The organism is Cognatilysobacter xinjiangensis, from assembly GCF_014651995.1.
In the GTDB taxonomy this organism is placed as follows: Bacteria; Pseudomonadota; Gammaproteobacteria; order Xanthomonadales; family Xanthomonadaceae; genus Cognatilysobacter; species Cognatilysobacter xinjiangensis.
This window is the reverse complement of the sequence record NZ_BMXY01000004.1, coordinates 25,190-43,358: the sequence shown is the minus strand read 5'-3', so window position 1 is coordinate 43,358 and position 18,169 is coordinate 25,190. Positions and strand designations below refer to the sequence as shown.

The window sequence follows — 18,169 nt, the reverse complement described above, 5'->3', positions numbered from 1 at the left end:
TTCAGTGAGCGACAAGATCAAGCATGTCGGCGACGCCGACTTCGACCGCGAGGTCCTGCAGTCGGCCGAGCCCGTGCTGGTGGATTTCTGGGCGCCGTGGTGCGGTCCCTGCAAGATGATCGCCCCGGCGCTGGACGAGCTGGCCGCGACCTACGACGGCCGCGCGAAGATCGTGAAGGTGAACGTCGACAACGAGCGCCAGACGGCGCTGAAGTACCACGTGCGCTCGATCCCGATGCTGCTCGTTTTCAAGGACGGCCAGATCCACGGCCAGCAGATCGGCGCGGTGGGCAAGGCCCAGCTCGCGCAGCTGATCGACAAGGCGCTCTGAAGCGCCGCGGTCGCGCCGACGGCGTGACCCGCCCGTGAACCGGTGGACGGCGTGCCGCGCGATGCCGCCGTCTCTCCGGTAAGGTGACTCCCGACCCCGTCCGGCCTTCACGCGGCACAGCCGCTCGACGCGGTCGAATGCCTCCGCCCGAGCGCTTGCACGCCTCGTCGCGGCGGTGCTAGTTTCCTGCAGGCCCGGCGCGTTCGCGCTCGCCGCACCCCTCTGATTCTCCGAATCGATCCGATCCCGACCTCGCCCGCGCATCCGCGGGCGCTCGCCGCTTAGCGAGGAATTCCGCTTGTCCGACCAGACCCCCGACGCCGGCGAAGTCGCCGAGAAGCGCGTGCGCAAGACGCGCGTGGCCAAGGCCGACGCCGCCGACACCGCGCCCGCCGTCGCCACCCCCGTCGCCGAGGCGCCTCGCGCCGAAACGCCGCAGCCGGAGGCGCCGCGCGCGCCCGCCGACGCCCCCGCCCGCACCGAGTCCGCGCCGCGCAACGACGCAACGGCCGCCGAGGCCGCGCCGGTCGCCGGCGCGCCCGAGCCGTCCACCTCCGGCGAGTCCACCCCGTCGTCGCAGAACGGCGGCCAGCAGGGCCCGCAGGGCGAAGGCGGCCAGCGCATGAGCCGTCGCGAGCGCTTCAAGAATCGCCGCGAGCGCCAGCGCGAGCGCCAGCGCGACGGCGGCATGACCGACGAAGGCGCCGGCAACGGCGAGGGCTTCGTGCCGCGCCCGCACCCGCAGGTGCCGGAAGGCTTCCCGACCTATTCGCTCGGCGACCTCAAGCGCATGCCCGCGCCGAAGCTGCTCGAGATCGCCGACCAGCTCAACATCCACGAGGGCGTCGCCCGTGCGCGCAAGCAGGACGTCATCTTCGCGCTGCTGAAGGTGCTGACCCGCCACGGCGAAGGCGTCGCCGCCGACGGCGTGCTGGAGATCCTGCCGGACGGCTTCGGCTTCCTGCGCGCGGCCGAGGCGAGCTACCTCGCCGGCCCGGACGACACCTACATCTCGCCGTCGCAGATCCGCCGCTTCAACCTGCGCACCGGCGACCACATCGCCGGCCGCATCCGCTGGCCGAAGGACGGCGAGCGCTACTTCGCGCTCAACATCGTCGACACCATCAACGGCGAGCCGCTGGAGGCGTCGAAGAACAAGGCGCTGTTCGAGAACCTCACCCCGCTGTTCCCGCGCCGCAAGTTCCGCCTCGAGCGCGGCGACGGCAGCACCGAGGACATCACCGGCCGCATCCTCGACCTGATGGCGCCGCAGGGCAAAGGCCAGCGCGCACTGATCGTGTCGCCGCCCAAGGCCGGCAAGACCATGCTGATGCAGCAGGTCGCCAGCGCGATCACCTACAACCATCCGGACGTGCACCTCATCGTGCTGCTCATCGACGAGCGCCCGGAGGAAGTGACCGAGATGCAGCGCACCGTGCGCGGCGAGGTGATCTCGTCGACCTTCGACGAGCCGGCCGCGCGCCACGTGCAGGTCGCCGAGATGGTGATCGAGCGCGCCAAGCGCCTGGTCGAGCACAAGAAGGACGTGGTGATCCTGCTCGATTCGATCACCCGCCTGGCGCGTGCTTACAACAACGTCGTGCCGAGCTCGGGCAAGGTGCTGACCGGCGGCGTCGACGCCAACGCGCTGCACCGCCCGAAGCGTTTCTTCGGCGCCGCGCGCAACGTCGAGGAAGGCGGCTCGCTGACGATCATCGCCACCGCGCTGATCGACACCGGCTCGAAGATGGACGAGGTGATCTACGAGGAGTTCAAGGGCACCGGCAACTCGGAAGTCCACCTCAACCGCCGCATCGCGGAGAAGCGCGTCTACCCTGCGATCGACATCAACCGCTCGGGCACGCGCCGCGAGGACCTGCTGATCGAGCCGGAGCTTCTGCAGAAGATCTGGATCCTGCGCAAGCTGCTGCACGGCATGGACGAGATCGGCGCGATGGAGTTCCTGCTCGACAAGATGAAGAACACCAAGTCCAACGACGAGTTCTTCAGCTCGATGAAGCGCTGAGGCGCGGATCGATGCCAGAAAAAAGCCCCGCTTCGGCGGGGCTTTTCACATCAGAGCGTGCCGTCGCCGATGCGGCGGTAGCGCGATTTCGGCAGGCCGAAGCTGCCGTTCTCGCCGACATCCTCCACGCCCGGAATGCGGTCAGCCAAGGCCGGCGCCAGCCAGGGAATGGGGCGGCCGAGCGTGCGCGCTTCCCACGTCCAGCTGCCCTGCTCGGGCGTGCCCGCGTTGCCGATGGTGTAGACGAACGCGATGAACCCGGTAAGCGGTTCCGCATCGCCCGGCGCACGGGGCGCGAGCGTCAGGTCGAACTTCCAGCGGCGCATCGCGCGCACGCTCGCGGCCTCGAGGTCGGCCACGTAAGGCGCCAGGCGACGATCGCTGCCCTTGACGTTGTAGAGCGCGGTCTCGCGCGCGACCGCGTCGAGGACCTGCCCGTCCTCATCCATGCGCACGGCGACGAGAACGCGTCCGCTGACGCCCGCCCGCAGGGATGCGGTCGGATACTGCGGTGCCACGCGACGCGCGACCTTAGCCGACAGGATGCGGCTTTCGGATCCGCCTCCATCGTGTTCGCGCCCGTCGGCCTCGTCGGGGAAGGTCAGGTGCTCGATCTTCATCTCGAACGCGCCGTCCTCGCGCGGCACCGCGGCGAGCGACAGCCGCACCGGCGCGATCGCATTGACGACGCGGCCATCGACGACGACGGGCTCGAAGCGCCAGCGCATGACCATCGCGCGCAGGCTTTCGGCCAGAGAATCCTTGATGACCGTGGTGGGCGTGAAACCGACGACGGCGCCGCTTGTTTCGATCTCGAGCTTGCCGTCGACGCGCGTGGCGAGCACGGGTTCCTCGATTACGACGTCGGCGAGCCGCGCGGCATGGGCCGGGGCGATCGCGACAAGAAGCGCGAAGGCGAGCATGAGGTTGCGCATGGGTTCCTCCCTGAAGTCCCGCGGAGCATAGCGTCAGCCGGCGGCCGTTTCCCGGTCGACCACCACCCGATCCCGCCCCCGGCGCTTGGCTTCGTACATTGCGGCGTCCGCGCGCGCCAGCCACTCGGCGTTGGACTCCCCTTTGCGCAGCACCGCGCCCCCGATCGACACGGTGACCGCGCGGCCGCCCGCGCGCAGGCGCGTCGACACAGCGGCGCACAGGCTCTCGGCGAAGGCCTGCAGGTCGTTGACGCCGGTACCGGCGAGCAGCAGCACGAATTCCTCGCCGCCGAAGCGGAACAGACGGTCGCCGACGCGGCAGTACGACTGCACGAGCCGCGCGAACTCGACCAGCGCGTCGTCGCCCGCGTCGTGGCCGAGCGCGTCGTTGATCGCCTTGAAGTGGTCGAGGTCCATGACCACCAGCGCGGCGGGCACGCGATGGCGATGGAAGGCCTCGGCGGCGATGCGCAGTTCCTTGTCCATCGCACGCCGGTTGGCGACGCCGGTCAGCGGGTCGCGTGCCGCCAGCGCTTCGAGCTGGTCGCGCTGCAGTTGCGTGCGACGCGCGAATACGTAGGCGATCACGCTGGTGACGGCGGCGCTCGCCAGGTACATCAGGCGGTGCGCCATCGAATCGAACGCATGCGGCTCGAGCATCATCAGAAGCATGAGGGTCGAGGCCGCGACCAGTGCGCGGCTCCAGCGCAGCAGCAGAAAATACGAGGCGATCACCGGGTAGGACCACAGGGCGCCGGCGAGGTCGAGTACCCGTGCGATCAGCAGCAAGCCGATGGTGGCCACCGTGACCAGGAACAGGCTCGCGCGCTCGAGGTCGCCGCCGCGCCAGGCGTAGAGCCCGACGCCGCCGAGCGCGATGACGATGGCGCCGTCGAGCAGCGCGGCATCGGCATCGCCCTGCACCAGGCGGTAAACCGCGAAGGGCAGCACGCCGAGCAGGCCCGCCGCGCAGAACAGCACGACGACGGAGAACTGGAGCTCGTTGCGCAGCCGTTGCAGCGACATCGGGCCTCCCATACCGGATGACGGGATGCCGGCCCCTGTACCGGCCGTCGCAGGCTAGCGTGCCCGGTGCCGCGCCCGGGTGAGGGATGTCCGGGCGCGGTCGAGGGCCTAGGATGACCGGGTCCCGGATCCGGAAAACCCCATGCACGGCGGCGGCCTCGAACTCGCACTGGTGTTCCTGCTCGCCGCGGTTGCGGCCGCCCCGCTGTTCCGCCGTCTCGGCCTGGGCGCCGTGCTCGGCTATCTCGTCGCCGGCGTGCTGCTCGGGCCGCAGGCGCTGGGCGTGGTCGCCAATGCGGCGCCGGTGCTGGGTGCGTCGGAGATCGGCGTGGTGATGCTGCTGTTCGTGCTGGGCCTGGAGTTATCGCCGTCGCGGCTGATGGTGATGCGGCGGCCGGTGTTCGGCGCCGGCAGCGCGCAGATGGCGATGTGCGGGCTCGCGCTGGCGCTGGTCGCGCGGCTGGCCGGCCTGCCCTGGACGGCGGCGATCGTGGTCGGCCTCGCGCTCGCGCTGTCGTCGACCGCAGTGGGCCTGCAACTGCTGGCCGAGCGCCACGCGGTGCACAGCCAGCACGGTCGGCTGGCGTTCGCGATCCTTCTGTTCCAGGACCTCGTCGCGATTCCGCTGCTCGCGGTGGTGCCGCTGCTCGGCCATCACAGCGATGCGGACGCGATCGACCTGCGTGCGATCGGCGAAGCCGTCGGCGCGCTGCTCATCGTGATCGGCGGCGGGCGCCTGCTGCTGCGGCCGGCGTTCCGGCTGGTCGCCAAGAGCGGCATGCCGGAGGTGTTCACCGGCGCCGCGCTGCTCACCGTGCTCGGCGCAGCATGGCTGATGCAGCAGGCGGGGCTGTCGCCGGGCCTGGGTGCGTTCCTCGCCGGCGTGCTGCTGGCCGATTCCGAGTTCCGCCACGAGCTCGAAGCGCAGATCGACCCGTTCAAGGGTCTGCTGCTGGGCCTGTTCTTCATGGCCGTGGGCATGAGCATCGACATCGCGCGCGTGGCGGCCGAGCCGCTGCGCATCGCCGCCATGGTCGCGGGCCTGCTGGCGGTCAAGTTCGTGCTGATCACGCTGACCGGCCTTCGCCCGGGCCGGCTCGGCTGGCGCGACGCGCTGCAGCTGGCCGGCGTGCTCGCGTTCGGCGGCGAGTTCGGCTTCGTGGTGTTCTCGGAAGCCGCGCGCGCCGGGCTGATCGATGCCGCCACCCGGGACCGCCTCGTCGCCACCATCGGCCTGTCGATGGCGCTCGCGCCGCTGCTGCTGCTGTTCGTCGGGCGCCTGCTGCGCCATGCGCCGAAGGCGACGCCGCGCGCCTTCGACCCTATTCCCGACAACGGGCCCAAGGTGCTTATCGCCGGCTTCGGCCGCTTCGGCCAGATCGTCGCGCGCCTTCTCGGCGCGCAGAAACTGCCCTTCATCGCCATCGAGCCCAGCGCCGACCAGGTCGACTTCGTGCGTCGCTTCGGCAATCCCGTGTACTACGGCGACCCGAGCCGCTCCGAACTGCTGCGCTCGGCCGGCGCCGAATCCGCGCAGGTGTTCGTGATCGCGCTGGAAGACCCGGAAGCTTCGGTGCGTACCGCGCGCGCGGTGCGCCAGCTCTATCCCGACGCGATCGTCTACGCCAGCGCGCGCGACCGTCGCCACGCATGGGAGCTCATGGACCTCGGCGCCAAGGCCATCCGCGAGACCTTCCACTCCAGCCTGTACACCGGCGAGCGCGTGCTGGTCGATCTCGGCCTCGATCCCGAGACGGTGCATGCGCAGGTCAAGGGCTTCCGCGAGCACGACGAGCGCCTGCTGCGCGCGCAGTACGACGTGCGCGACGACGAGGCCGCGCTGATCCAGACCTCGCGCGATGCGCGCCGCGAGCTAGAGGAACTGTTCAATGCCGACGCCGGCGAAGGCGTGCTGGGCGGCATGCTGCGCGGGCGCGGCAAGGCGCCCGCGTCGTCGAACTGACGGCTCGCCGGTCCGGCAAGCGGACCCGAGCCAGCAGTACCTCAGGCGATGCCGTGCTGCACGCGCAGTTGCGCGATGCGCGCGGCGACGGCCGCGTCGATGCGGGTCTGCTCGGCCTGCGCGAAGATCGTGCCAAGCACGCGCTTCTCGTCCTCGTCGAGGACGCGATCACGCTCGGCGAGTTCGAGCAGGCGATCGAGCTCGGCCATGTCGAGCAGGCCGTCGTTGCCGAAGACGTCGATCGAGGCGAGTGCGATGTCGAGGTGGCTGCGCGAACCGCTCATGGGACGTCCTTGTTCGGGTGATTGAAGGTGGCCGAGTATGCGCGCGGCGCGCGAGCGGCCGTCAACGATCGCGCAGGAAGCGCGCCATCGAGATGTCGCGCGGCGAGGTGGCCGGTGCGAACTCGGCGGCGATGTCGACGAAGCCGCGCATCAGCGCGATCTCGCGCGGGCTGCGGTTGAGCGAGTCGCGAAGATCCGGGTCGGCGCCCGCCTTCAGCAGGTGCTGCACCACGCGCGACAGCCCGTGCAGCGCGGCCAGGTGCAGTGGGCCGAAGCCGCGCGGATCGCGCGCGTCAAGGCGCACGTCCTGCGCGAGCAGTTGATCCAGCGCGGCGAGCAGGACGTCCTCGTCCACCGCGGTGCCGGGCTCGGCGCGCGCGCCGAGCAGCAACAGCAGCGGCGTGACGCCGTTGGCGGCCTGGTCGGGCTCGACGCCGGCGAGCACCAGTGTGTCGAGCAGCGCGACCACGCGTGCGCGGTCGCGCGCGGTGAACGCGTACAGCGCGGCGCAGTGCAGCGCGTTGCGGCCCTGCGCGTCGACGGCCTGCACGTCGGCGCCGGCGGCGATCAGGCGCATCGCGAGTTCGGGCAGGCCGAGCGCGCTCGCCACCATCAGCACGGTGACGTCGCCGGGCAGGCGCTGCTCGAGCGCGACGCCGGCCGCGACGAGGCGATCGACGATGTCCAGGTGCCGCATCGACACCGCGGCCGACAGCGGCGTGGCGCCGGACTGCGCGGCGAGGCCCGGATCGGCGCCGCGCTGCAGCAGCAGCTCGACCACCGCGCGATGCCCGCCACCGGCCGCGCGCAGCAGCGCGCTGCAGCCCTGGCGGTCGACGGCGTCCACCGGCAGGCCGAGGTCGAGCAGGCGGCGCACGGCCTCGTCGTCGCCGGCCATCGCGGCGGCAGGCACGTCCTGCGCGCGCAGCGGGCGGCGCGGCAGCGGCCAGCTGCGCCAGTCCAGCCAGTCGGCGATGTCGCGACGGCCGGCGGCCAGCGCAACGCCCAGCGGCGTCTGGCCGTCGGTCGCGCGCAACTCGGTGCAGGCGCCATGCGCGATCAGGCGCTTGACGATGTCGACGCGGCCGAGCGCGGCAGCGAGGTGCAGCGCGCTCATGCCGCGGCTGTCGCGCGCATCGAGGCCGGTACCGATCTGCAGCAGGCGCTCGATCAGCGGCAGCCAGCCCAGGCGCACCGCGAGGGTGATCGCGGGATCGCCGCCGCGCGATGGGCCGAACGGATCGACACCGCGATCGAGCAGTTCCAGCGCGAGGCGCTCGCCGTGCACGTCGCCCGGTACGCAGGCGGCGAGGAATCGCGCGAGGCCACCGCGGCCCGCGGGCGACACGCCGGCGTCTAGCAGGCGGCGCAGCGCCGGCAGCGCAGCGGGGCCGCGGCCCAGCAGCACGAACAGCGCGGTCTGGCCCTGCCCGTCACGAACATATGGATCGGCGCCGCGCGAGAGCAGCCAGGCGACGTTGCGCGGGTCGGCGACGATGTCGTCGTCGTGCAGCAGCAGGCCGAGATCGCCCGGCGTGAGCAGGCGCACGATGTCGTCGAGCCCGCTGCGGCCTTCGCGCAGCCCTTCGCGCAGCAGCGCGATCGGCGCGCGATCGGGCAGCGGCGCGTCGTCGTCGTCGCGCAGCGCGGCCGGCAGGCGGTAGCCGGCGTCGAGCGCGGCGACCAGCGCCCAGCGGCCCGACTCGGCGGCCCGGTCGACCGGCCGGCGGCCCTGCCTGTCGGCCTGCGCGGGATCGGCGCCGAGTGCGATCAGCCGCGAGACCAGTTCCGACGTCGCACGATCGCTGTCGCAGGCCAGCGAGAGCAGCCCGCGACCCTCGCTGTCCACGCGCGCGGCCTGCGCGGCGCCGCCGTCGGGCAGCTGGCGCAGCAGTTCGTCGACGACGTCGAGATGGCCGCCGCGCACGGCTTCCATCAGCGGCGTGCGTCCGTTCGCGTCCGACAGCGTCGGATCGGCGCCGGCCTCGAGCAGCGCTACGACGATCTCGATGTGGCCCGCATGCGCGGCCACGTGCAGCGCGCTGCGGCCCTGGCGGTCGCGCGCGTCGACGCGGGCCCGGCTCTTGAGCAGCAGCACGACGCCGGCGGGATCGTCGTCCTCGCTGCCCGCGGCGGCGAGCAGCGCGGGCTGTCCGCCCGGCGGCTCGGGCCGCGCGCCGCGCTCGAGCAGGAAACGGGCGACGCGCCAGTTGCCGGCGGCGCAGGCCATGCCCAGCGGCGACAGGCCCTCGTTGTTGAGGACCTCGAGCTCGGCGGCGGCATCGCGCAGCAATGCGGCCACGCCCGGATCGGTGCTGCGCGCGGCGAAGTGCAGCGCGGTATTGCCGTCGGCGTCCTTCGCGCGCGGATCGGCGCCGTTGGACAGCAGCGTCATCACGGCCTCGGGGCGGCCGTGCCAGCTGTCGCGGGTGGCGGCCAGCAGCGGCGTCATACCGGCATGCGCGGCGTTGATGTCGACGCCTGCCGCGATCAGCGCTCGCAGCAGGCGCAGGTCGGGCAGCACCGCGGCCAGAACGGGCAGCGCGCGCTGGTCGCGGTCGCCGGGCGTCGGGAGCGCGCGCACGTCCGCGCCGGCATCGATCAGCGCGAGCGCACGCTCGACGCGCCCGCCGCGCGCCGCGGCATAGAGCTCGCGCGCGAGCGCCTGCGGATCGGCGGCCTCGGCGCGTGCCGGCAGCGGCTCGACCGGCGCGGCCTCGATGTGCACGTCGTCATCGGGTGACACCACGTGCGCGACGGCACGCGCCGGCGCGAATCGCTGGATCAACAGGTGCAACGCCGGCGTGGCGAACGCCAGCGCGATCGCGATGCCCCAGCGCGCCGGGCCCTGCAGCAGGCCGGGCCAGGCCAGCAGCAGCACGCCCAGCGCAGGCAGCAGCACGCAGGCGGCGATGCCGAGCCCGCGCCAGGCGCCGCGGTCGACGTCGTCGCGCACGGCCCAGTGCGTGCGCAGGTCGCCATCGCGCTCGGTGCCCGGCCACACGGGCCACGTCGGCCACAGCAGAAGCCAAGCGATGCCGACCGCGAGGCTGGTCGCGATCGCCGCCGACAGCGAGCCGCTGCGCAGCAATGCATCCAGCGGCCAGCCCACCAGCGCGGCACTGCCGGCGGTGGCCGCCGACCACAGCGCGAGCACGGCGAGCGCATGACGCGTCGACAGCCTGCGCACGTCGCCGCGGCGCAGCGCGAGGCCGAGCGCGGCGAGCGGTTGCGCGAGCAGCAGGCCGAGCGCCGCCGCCGGCAGCGCCACCACGGCGACCGCCGCCAGCGCCACCGCCGCGACGATCAGCGCGATCGCGCGTGGAGCCCGTCGATCAGGCATCGCGGCTCCGGTAGAACTCTTCGGCGTCGTAGGCGGCCGCGTCGGGCGGCGGCGGCATCTGCAGGAAGAAGCCGCGCGTCGCCAGCGCCTCGCGCACCTGCACGGGATTCGCGCGTGCCAGCCGGCGCTCCGGCGTCAGCTCGATCTCGAGCACGAACTCCAGCCCGCCCAGCTGCGCGCGCACCGGCTCGGGCAACGCGTCCAAAGCGTCGCGCGCGGCGAGGTAGACGTAGGTATCGGCCTTGCGAAGGCTCTTGTAGACGTAGGCGTGCATCGCGACGACGCTCGGTGCGGGCGTCGGCACAGCATACCCGCTGCGCCGCGCGCTTCCGTCGCGGAATCAGTGGTAGCCGGCGTCCGCGGAGACCTTGCCGGCGAACACGCGGTACGACCACCACGTGTAGCCGAGGATGGCCGGCAGCAGGATCACCATGCCGACCAGCATGAAGCCCTGCGAGGACGGCGGCGAGGCGGCGTCCCAGATGGTCAGGTTGGGCGGGATGATGTTCGGCCAGAGCCCCAACACCAGCCCGACGAAGCCGAGCACGAAGAAGCTCAGGGTGAGGATGAACGGGGTCGCGTCGCGGCCCTCGCGCAGCGAGGCGCGCCACAGCCACAGAGCGTTGGCGAGCGCGGCCACCGGCACCGGCGCGAGCCACCAGAAACTGCCGCCCTCGAACCAGCGCGCCATGATCCGCGAGTCGAGGAACGGCAGCCACGCGCTGACCAGCCCCATGAACGCGACCACCACCAGCACCAGCGGCCGCGCCATGTAGCGCGAGACGCGCTGCAGGCGGCCCTCGGTCTTGAGGATCAGCCAGGTGCTGCCCAGCAGCGCGTAGCCGAACACCAGCGCCACGCCGGTGAGCATCGCGAACGGGCTGAACCAGCCGAACGCGCCTTCGACGTAGCGCCCGTCGCGCAGCGGCATGCCTTCCACGATCGCGCCGAGGATCACCCCCTGCGCGAACGCGGCGAAGGTGGAGCCGGCGGCGAACGCGCCGCCCCAGAAGCGTTTGGCGCGCGTGGCCTTGAAGCGGAACTCGAAGGCGACGCCACGGAAGATCAGCGCGATCAGCATCAGCAGCACCGGCAGGTACAGGCCCGAGAGCGCGACGCTGTAGGCGACCGGGAACGCGGCCAGCAGGCCGGCGCCGCCGAGCACCAGCCAGGTCTCGTTGCCGTCCCAGATCGGGGCGGCGGTGTTCATCATCAGGTCGAGGTCCTGCGAATCGCGCGCGAACGGCGCGAGCACGCCGATGCCGAGCACGAAGCCGTCGAGCAGCACGTACATGATCACGGCGAAGCCGATGATGAAGAACCACACCACCGGCAGAACGGTGACGGCGTCCATCAACGGGCCTCCCGGATTTCTTCGTCGTCGAAGTCGTCGCCCACCGACAGCGGGCGCTTCGGCCGCCGTTCGCCGTCGTCGGCCTGCGGGCCCGGATCATGCGGCACGGGGCCATGCTTGACGAGCTTGACGATGTACCAGATGCCCGCGCCGAACACGATCGCGTAGACGATGCCGAACGCGGCGAGCGAGGCGATCACGCTGCCGGCCTCCACGTTCGGGCTGACCGCCTGCGCCGTGCGCAGCAGGCCGTAGATCACCCAGGGCTGGCGGCCGATCTCCACCACGTACCAGCCGGCCAGCAGCGCGATGAAGCCGCTGAAGGTCATCGCACGCCAGAAGCGCAGCAGCGCGCGCGATTCGTACAGCCGCTTCCTGCGCAGCGCCCACAGCGAGGCCGCCGACATCAGCAGCATCAGCATGCCCAGCCCGACCATCACGCGGAACGACCAGAACACCGGCGCCACCGGCGGGCGGTCCTCGCGCGGCACTTCCTTGAGGCTGCGGATGTCGCCGTCCCAGGAGTGCGTGAGGATGAGGCTGCCCAGGCGCGGCACCGCGACCTCGTAGTGATTGCGCTCCGCTTCGCTGTCGGGCAGGCCGAATACCACCAGCGGCACGCCTGCGCCGGGCTGCGTGGGCTCCCAGTGGCCCTCGATCGCGGCGAGCTTGGTCGGCTGGTGCTCGCCGACGGCGAGGCCGTGCAGGTCGCCGACGAATATCTGCAGCGGCACGGTGATGCCGGCGAACAGCACCGCCATGCGCAGCATCCGCTTGGCCGCCTCGACGTGCGTGCCGCGCAGCAGATAGCCCGCGCTCACGCCGCCCACCACCAGGCAGGTGGTGATGAACGCGGCCAGCGCCATGTGCACCAGCCGGTACGGGAACGAGGGATTGAAGATGATCGCCCACCAGTCGGCGGGCTCGAAGATGCCGTCTGCGGTGATCGTGTAGCCCTGCGGCGTCTGCATCCAGCTGTTGGCCGACAGGATCCAGAACATCGAGATCAGCGTGCCCAGCGCCACCATGCAGGTGGCGAAGAAATGCAGCTTCTCCGACACCCGCTTGTGGCCGAACAGCATCACGCCGAGGAAGGTCGCCTCGAGGAAGAACGCGGTGAGCACCTCGTAGCTCATCACCGGCCCGAGGATGTTGCCGGCCTTCTCGCTGAGCACCGCCCAGTTGGTGCCGAACTGGAAGCTCATGACGATGCCGCTCACCACGCCCATGCCGAAGCTGATGGCGAAGATGCGCAGCCAGAAGAAGTAGATGTCCTGCCAGACCGTGTCGCGGGTGCGCAGGAAGCGCCAGTTGCAGAACGCCAGCCAGCTGGCGAGGCCGATGGTGAAGGCCGGGAACAGGATGTGGAACGAGATGACGAATCCGAACTGGATCCGTGACAGCAACAGCGCATCCATCGAGGGCTCTCCCTACGATCGTGGTCGTCTATTCGCCGGCGTATTGTGCGCCTGTCGCTGGGCGATGTCAGTGAAGCCGCCCGGGCGCAGGCGCAGCCGGGCATGCGCAGCCTGTCGCCCGTGCCCCGGATGCCGCGGGCGCGACGCTGAACGCGCGCAATGACGGATGCCACAGCCGACCCGGTGCAGCGGCTGTTACCCTCCGGCGACTTCGTTCCACGGACCCGCCGATGCGTCGCAGCAGCCTCGTCACCGCCCTCCTCCTCGCCGGCCTCGCGCCGCTCGCCGCCGCGCAGACGGCGCCCCGCGTCACCCTCGACCAGGCCATGGCCGATCCGGACTGGATCGGCAACGGCATCGAGCAGGCCTGGTGGTCCTGGGACGGGCAGTCGGCCTACTACACGCAGAAGCGCACCGGCGCGACGATCCGCGACACCTTCCGCCTGCCGATCACCGGCGGCGCCGCGACGAAGCTCGACGGCGCCGATCGCGCGGGCATCGACGGCGACGGCGTGGTCGACGCGAGCGGCACGCGCATGGCGTTCGCGCGCGGCGGCGACATCTTCGTGCGCGACCTCAGGACCGGCGCGCTCACGCAGGTGACGCGCACCGCCGCGCAGGAATCGCGCCCGCAGTGGGGCCCGCAAGGGCAGCTGGTGTTCCGCGCCGACAACGACTGGTTCGCCTGGCGCGCCGGCGCCGGCATCGCGCAGGCCGCCTTGCTCAAGGCCGAGGAGGATCCGGACAAGGCGAAGAAGGACGACGACCTGCGCGCGCGCCAGCTGCGCATGATCGACACGCTGCGCACCGACCGCGAGAAGCGCGAGGCGGCCAAGGCGCAGGACAAGGCCTGGCGCGCGGCCGATCCCACCGCCGCGCCGCCGGCGGCCTACCTCGGCAAGGACGTCGAACTGGTCGACAGCGCGCTCTCGCCCGACGGGCGCTGGCTGCTCGCGGTCACCTATCCGAAGGACGCGAACCTCGGCCAGGCCACGAAGATGCCGAAGTACGTGACCGAATCGGGCTACGAGGAATTCGAGGAAGGCCGCACGCGCGTCGGCCGCAATCCGCCGGCCGCGCATTCGCTGTGGCTGGTCGAGGTCGCCACCGGCGCCGTCTCGCCGCTCAAGTTCGACGACCTGCCGGGCATCAAGACCGACCCGCTCGCCGAGCTGCGCAGGAAGGCCGGCCAGAAGCCGCTCGAGGGCGCGCGCGCCGTGCGCATCGAGACCGACGGCGACGGCAGCGGCCCGGCCATCCACTGGAGCGACGACGGCCGCGACGCCGCGGTGCTGGTGCGCGCGGTCGACAACAAGGACCGCTGGATCGCGCAGGTCGACACCGCGGCGAAGAAGCTCGTCGCGCGCGACCGCCTGACCGACCCGGCGTGGATCAACTGGAATTTCAACGAGTTCGGCTGGCTGCCCGGCAACGGCCGCAACCGCCTGTGGTTCATGTCGGAGAAGAGCGGCTACGGCCATCTCTACATCAGCGACGCGCCGGGCCAGGCGCGTGCGATCACCAGCGGCAAGTGGGAAGTGTCGAACCCGCGCCCGGCGCGCGACGGCCACCGCTTCTTCTTCGGCTGCAACCGCAACTGGCCGGGCGACTACGAGGTCTGCGCGGTCGACGTCGATGGCGGCGCGGTGCGCGAGCTGACCAACCTCGACGGCGTCGAGGACTTCGCGCTGTCGCCGGACGAATCGAAGCTGCTGGTGCGGCATTCCTCGGCCTATGTGCCGGCGCAGCTCGCCGTGCTCGACGCCAACGGCGGCGAGGCGCGCACGCTCACCGACAGCCGCACGCCGCAGTACAAGGCGATCGATTTCATCCAGCCGGAGATCGTGCAGATCCCGAGCAAGCACGGCGCCGGCACCATCTGGGGCAAGTTCTACGGCCCGAAGAACTACGAGCCCGGCAGGAAGTACCCGGTGGTGATGTTCGTGCACGGCGCGGGCTACCTGCAGAACGTGCACGCGCGCTATCCGAACTACTTCCGCGAGCAGATGTTCAACAACCTGCTCGTCGACTCGGGTTACGTGGTGCTGGACATCGACTACCGCGCCTCCAGCGGCTACGGCCGCGACTGGCGCACCGCCATCTACCGCCAGATGGGCGTGCCGGAGCTGCAGGACCACCTCGACGCGCTCGACTGGGCCGTCGCCAACCGTCAGGCCGACCGCGACCGCGCCGGCATCTACGGCGGCAGCTACGGCGGCTTCATGTCGCTGATCGCGCTGTTCAAGAGCCCCGGCACGTTCAAGGCCGGCGCGGCACTGCGCCCGGTCACCGACTGGTCGCAGTACAACCACGAGTACACCAGCAACATCCTCAACACGCCGGAGATCGATCCCGAGGCGTACCGGATCAGCTCACCGATCGAGTACGCGAACGGCCTGCAGGACCACCTGCTGATCGCACACGGCATGATCGACGACAACGTGTTTTTCAAGGACTCGGTGATGCTCACGCAGAAGCTCATCGAGCTGCGCAAGGACAAGTGGGCGATCGCGCCGTACCCGATGGAGCGCCACGGCTTCACCCATCCGGACGCGTGGTACGACGAGTACCGCCGCATCCGCGAGCTGTTCGGGGAGGCGCTCGGCCAGTAACGCCGCGCTGCCCGCTTCAGCCTGAAACACGCCCGCCGGCACGACCGGCGGGCACGATCCATGCGCCGCGCCCGAGCGGCCGGCACCGAAGGGAATCCCGATGTCACGCCACCGCCTGCTTCCGCTCGCGCTCGCCTGCGCGCTCGTCCTGTCGCCCGCGTTCGCCGCAGATACCCCCGCGCTGCCCAAGGGCATGAGCGCCGGCCCCTGCATCGAGGGCATCTGCGAGTACCGCCTCGCCAACGGCCTTCGCGTGCTGCTGTTCCCCGACGCGAGCAAGCCGACCGTCACCACCAACATCACCTACGGCGTGGGGTCGGTGCACGAGAACTACGGCGATTCCGGCATGGCGCACCTGCTCGAGCACCTGCTGTTCAAGGGCACGCCCACGCACCGCGAGATCCCGGCGGAGATGAAGAAGCGCGGCATCGGCTTCAATGCCACCACTTCGCTCGACCGCACCAACTACTTCGGCTCGTTCCCGGCCAGCGACGAAACGCTTGACTGGATGCTCGCGCTGGAAGCCGACCGCATGGTCAATTCCTTCGTCGCGAAGAAGGATCTCGACAGCGAGATGACGGTCGTCCGCAACGAGATGGAAGCGGGCGAGAACAATCCGGGCGCCGTGCTTGGCCAGCGCGTGCGAGCCGCCGCCTACCAGTGGCACAACTACGGCAACAGCACGATCGGCGCGCGCAGCGACGTCGAGAACGTGCCGATCGAGCGCCTGCAGGCCTTCTACCGGACCTGGTACCGCCCGGACAATGCCACGCTGGTGATCGCGGGCCGCATCGAGCCCACGCGCACGCTCGCGCAGGTCGCCAGGTCCTTCGGGGCGGTCAAGCGCCCGGCCGCGCCGCTACCGCGCTTCTACACGAAGGATGCGGCGCAGGACGGCGAGCGCGAGGTCACCGTGCGCCGCACCGGCGACCTGCGCTTCGCGATGCTCGCCTACCACCTGCCCGCCTACACGCATCCCGACAGCGCCGCACTCACCGTGCTGTTCGACGTGCTGGGCGACACGCCGACCGGCCGCCTACACAAGGCGCTGGTGGAAACGCGCCTGGCCGCCGGCACCGGCGCGGGCGCGAGCCTGCTGCGCGACGCCGGCCTCGCGACGCTGGTCGCCGCGTATCCGAAGGATGGCGATCCATCGAACGTGGAGGCCGAGCTGCTGAAGCAGATCGAACAGCTCGCCGCGCGCCCGGTCACCGACGAGGAGGTCGCGCAGTCCAAGCAGCGCATCGCCAACGGCTTCGAGCTGCTGATGACCGACGTCAACGCGGTCGGCATGTCGCTCACCGGCGCGGTGGCCAACGGCGACTGGCGCCTGCCGTTCCTGCAGCGCGATCGCATCGCCGCGGTCACTGCCGACGACGTCAACCGCGTGGCACGCACCTACTTCAAGTCCAGCAACCGCACGCTCGGCCGCTTCGTGCCGACCGACGCGCCCGACCGCGTCGAGCTGCCGGAGGCGCCCGACGCCGACAGCCTGCTCGCGGGCTACACCGGCAAGGAAGCGGTCGCCGCGGGCGAGGCCTTCGACGCCACGCCGGAGAACATCCAGGCGCGCACGCAGACGTTCACGATCGGCGATGGCCTGAAGGTCGCGCTGCTGCCCAAGGACACGCGCGGCGACACCGTGGTGCTGCGCGCGACCTTCCGCTTCGGCGACGTCGAGCAGCTCAAGGCGAGCCCGCGCGCGGCCAGCGGCGCCGCGGGCGCGCTGCTCGCGCGCGGCTCGCAGTCGCTCACGCGCGACGAGATCGCGCGCCGCTTCGAGGCGCTGCGCACCGAATGGGGCATCGGCGGCGGCATGCAGTCGGCCAACATCTCGTTGACCTCGCGCCGTGACAGCATCGGCGAGGCGCTCGTGCTGGCCGCCGACATCCTGCGCAATCCGGCCTTTTCCGAAGCCGAGTTCGAGCAGTACCGCCTGCAGGCGATCACCGGGCTGGAATCGGCGCGCAAGGAACCCGGCACGCTCGCCGCGCAGGCGCTGGCCGAGCACTTCGACATCTGGCCCGAAGGCCATCCGCTGCGCCATCAGTCGATTGACGAGGCGATAGCCGACCTGCGCGCGCTCAAGATCGAGGACGTGCGCCGCTTCCACCAGCGCTTCTACGGCACCGCCGAAGGCGAGATCAGCGTGGTCGGCGATTTCGACGCCGAGGCGATGCGCACGCAACTCGAAACGCTGTTCGCCGGCTGGCGCTCGCCGGTGCGCTACGCGCCGATTCCCACGCACCATGTCGACATCGCACCCGAACGCCAGCGGCTGGAGTCGCCCGACAAGGCGAATGCCGTCGTGCTCGCGCGGCTGAACATCTCGCTCAACGATCGAGACGCCGACTACCCCGCGCTGCTGGTCGCCAACTCCATCCTCGGCGGCGGCGGCATGAAGTCGCGCCTGACCGACCGTATCCGCCAGAAGGACGGCCTGAGCTACGGCGTGGGCAGCAGCCTCAGCGCCGATGCCAGCCGCGAGGGCCGTGACGATGCCGGCAGCCTGTCGGTGCAGGCGATCGCCGCGCCACAGAACGCCGAGAAGGTGGAAGCCGCGCTGCGCGAGGAAATCGAGCGCCTGATGCGCGACGGCGTCAGCACCGACGAGTTGCGCGACGCGGTCGCCGGCCTGCTGACCCAGCGCCGCCAGTCGCGCGCCGCCGACGGCAACGTGGCCGCCACGCTCGGCAGCAACCTCTACTACGCGCGCGACATGCGTTTCCAGGCCGGCATCGACGCGCGCCTGGCCGCGCTGACGGCCGACGAGGTCAATGCCGCGATCCGCCGCCACATCGACCCGGCGAAGCTGAGCGTCTACCTCGCCGGCGATTTCGCCAAGGCGACGCCCGCGAAGTAGGCGACGATGGCCGC

At 71.2% G+C, this 18,169-nt stretch carries 12 protein-coding genes; 5 read left to right on the top strand and 7 right to left on the bottom strand.

The features are described from left to right. Positions 1-4: 4 nt before the first annotated feature. Both trxA and rho read left to right on the top strand, forming a co-directional pair. Entirely contained in the window at positions 5-331 is a 327-nt protein-coding gene (gene trxA / locus IE066_RS12610) for a thioredoxin (protein ID WP_189450478.1), read from the top strand. 298 nt (positions 332-629) lie between these two features. Then, positions 630-2,357, top strand: coding sequence for a transcription termination factor Rho (gene rho / locus IE066_RS12605; protein WP_189450477.1), 1,728 nt, complete (start codon positions 630-632; stop codon positions 2,355-2,357). 50 nt (positions 2,358-2,407) lie between these two features. Here rho and IE066_RS12600 read toward each other — a convergent pair whose 3' ends face one another. Both IE066_RS12600 and IE066_RS12595 read right to left on the bottom strand, forming a co-directional pair. Further along, a complete protein-coding gene (locus tag IE066_RS12600; protein ID WP_189450475.1) occupies positions 2,408-3,292 on the bottom strand; it encodes an energy transducer TonB in 885 nt (294 codons plus the stop codon). Between the two features lie 33 nt (positions 3,293-3,325). After that, positions 3,326-4,318, bottom strand: coding sequence for a GGDEF domain-containing protein (locus tag IE066_RS12595; protein ID WP_189450473.1), 993 nt, complete (start codon positions 4,316-4,318; stop codon positions 3,326-3,328). Between the two features lie 142 nt (positions 4,319-4,460). Here IE066_RS12595 and IE066_RS12590 point away from each other — a divergent pair, with 142 nt between their 5' ends. Further along, the gene (locus IE066_RS12590) at positions 4,461-6,281 is read left to right on the top strand and encodes a monovalent cation:proton antiporter-2 (CPA2) family protein (RefSeq protein ID WP_189450470.1); all 1,821 of its coding nucleotides are present in this window, start codon (positions 4,461-4,463) and stop codon (positions 6,279-6,281) included. A gap of 41 nt (positions 6,282-6,322) precedes the next feature. Here the strand turns inward: IE066_RS12590 and IE066_RS12585 are convergent, their stop codons facing one another. From IE066_RS12585 to IE066_RS12565, 5 genes are all read right to left on the bottom strand, one after another. Then, positions 6,323-6,565, bottom strand: coding sequence for a hypothetical protein (locus tag IE066_RS12585; RefSeq protein ID WP_189450469.1), 243 nt, complete (start codon positions 6,563-6,565; stop codon positions 6,323-6,325). Positions 6,566-6,626: 61 nt separating this feature from the next. Beyond that, the gene (locus tag IE066_RS12580; RefSeq protein ID WP_189450467.1) at positions 6,627-9,908 is read right to left on the bottom strand and encodes an ankyrin repeat domain-containing protein; all 3,282 of its coding nucleotides are present in this window, start codon (positions 9,906-9,908) and stop codon (positions 6,627-6,629) included. Beyond that, positions 9,901-10,182: a YcgL domain-containing protein gene (locus IE066_RS12575; protein WP_189450465.1), complete on the bottom strand. Its 282-nt coding sequence runs from the start codon at positions 10,180-10,182 to the stop codon at positions 9,901-9,903. The genes IE066_RS12580 and IE066_RS12575 overlap by 8 nt, the downstream gene beginning before the upstream one ends. A 66-nt stretch (positions 10,183-10,248) precedes the next feature. Further along, positions 10,249-11,262: a cytochrome d ubiquinol oxidase subunit II gene (gene cydB, locus IE066_RS12570; RefSeq protein WP_189450463.1), complete on the bottom strand. Its 1,014-nt coding sequence runs from the start codon at positions 11,260-11,262 to the stop codon at positions 10,249-10,251. After that, positions 11,262-12,680: a cytochrome ubiquinol oxidase subunit I gene (locus IE066_RS12565; RefSeq protein WP_189450460.1), complete on the bottom strand. Its 1,419-nt coding sequence runs from the start codon at positions 12,678-12,680 to the stop codon at positions 11,262-11,264. Before IE066_RS12565 ends, cydB begins: the two co-directional genes overlap by 1 nt. 230 nt (positions 12,681-12,910) lie before the next feature. On the opposite strand from IE066_RS12565, the gene IE066_RS12560 reads away from it, so the two are divergent. Continuing rightward, a complete protein-coding gene (locus tag IE066_RS12560) occupies positions 12,911-15,292 on the top strand; it encodes a S9 family peptidase (protein ID WP_189450458.1) in 2,382 nt (793 codons plus the stop codon). A 100-nt stretch (positions 15,293-15,392) separates the two neighbouring features. Further along, positions 15,393-18,155: a M16 family metallopeptidase gene (locus IE066_RS12555; RefSeq protein ID WP_189450456.1), complete on the top strand. Its 2,763-nt coding sequence runs from the start codon at positions 15,393-15,395 to the stop codon at positions 18,153-18,155. Positions 18,156-18,169 lie beyond the last annotated feature (14 nt).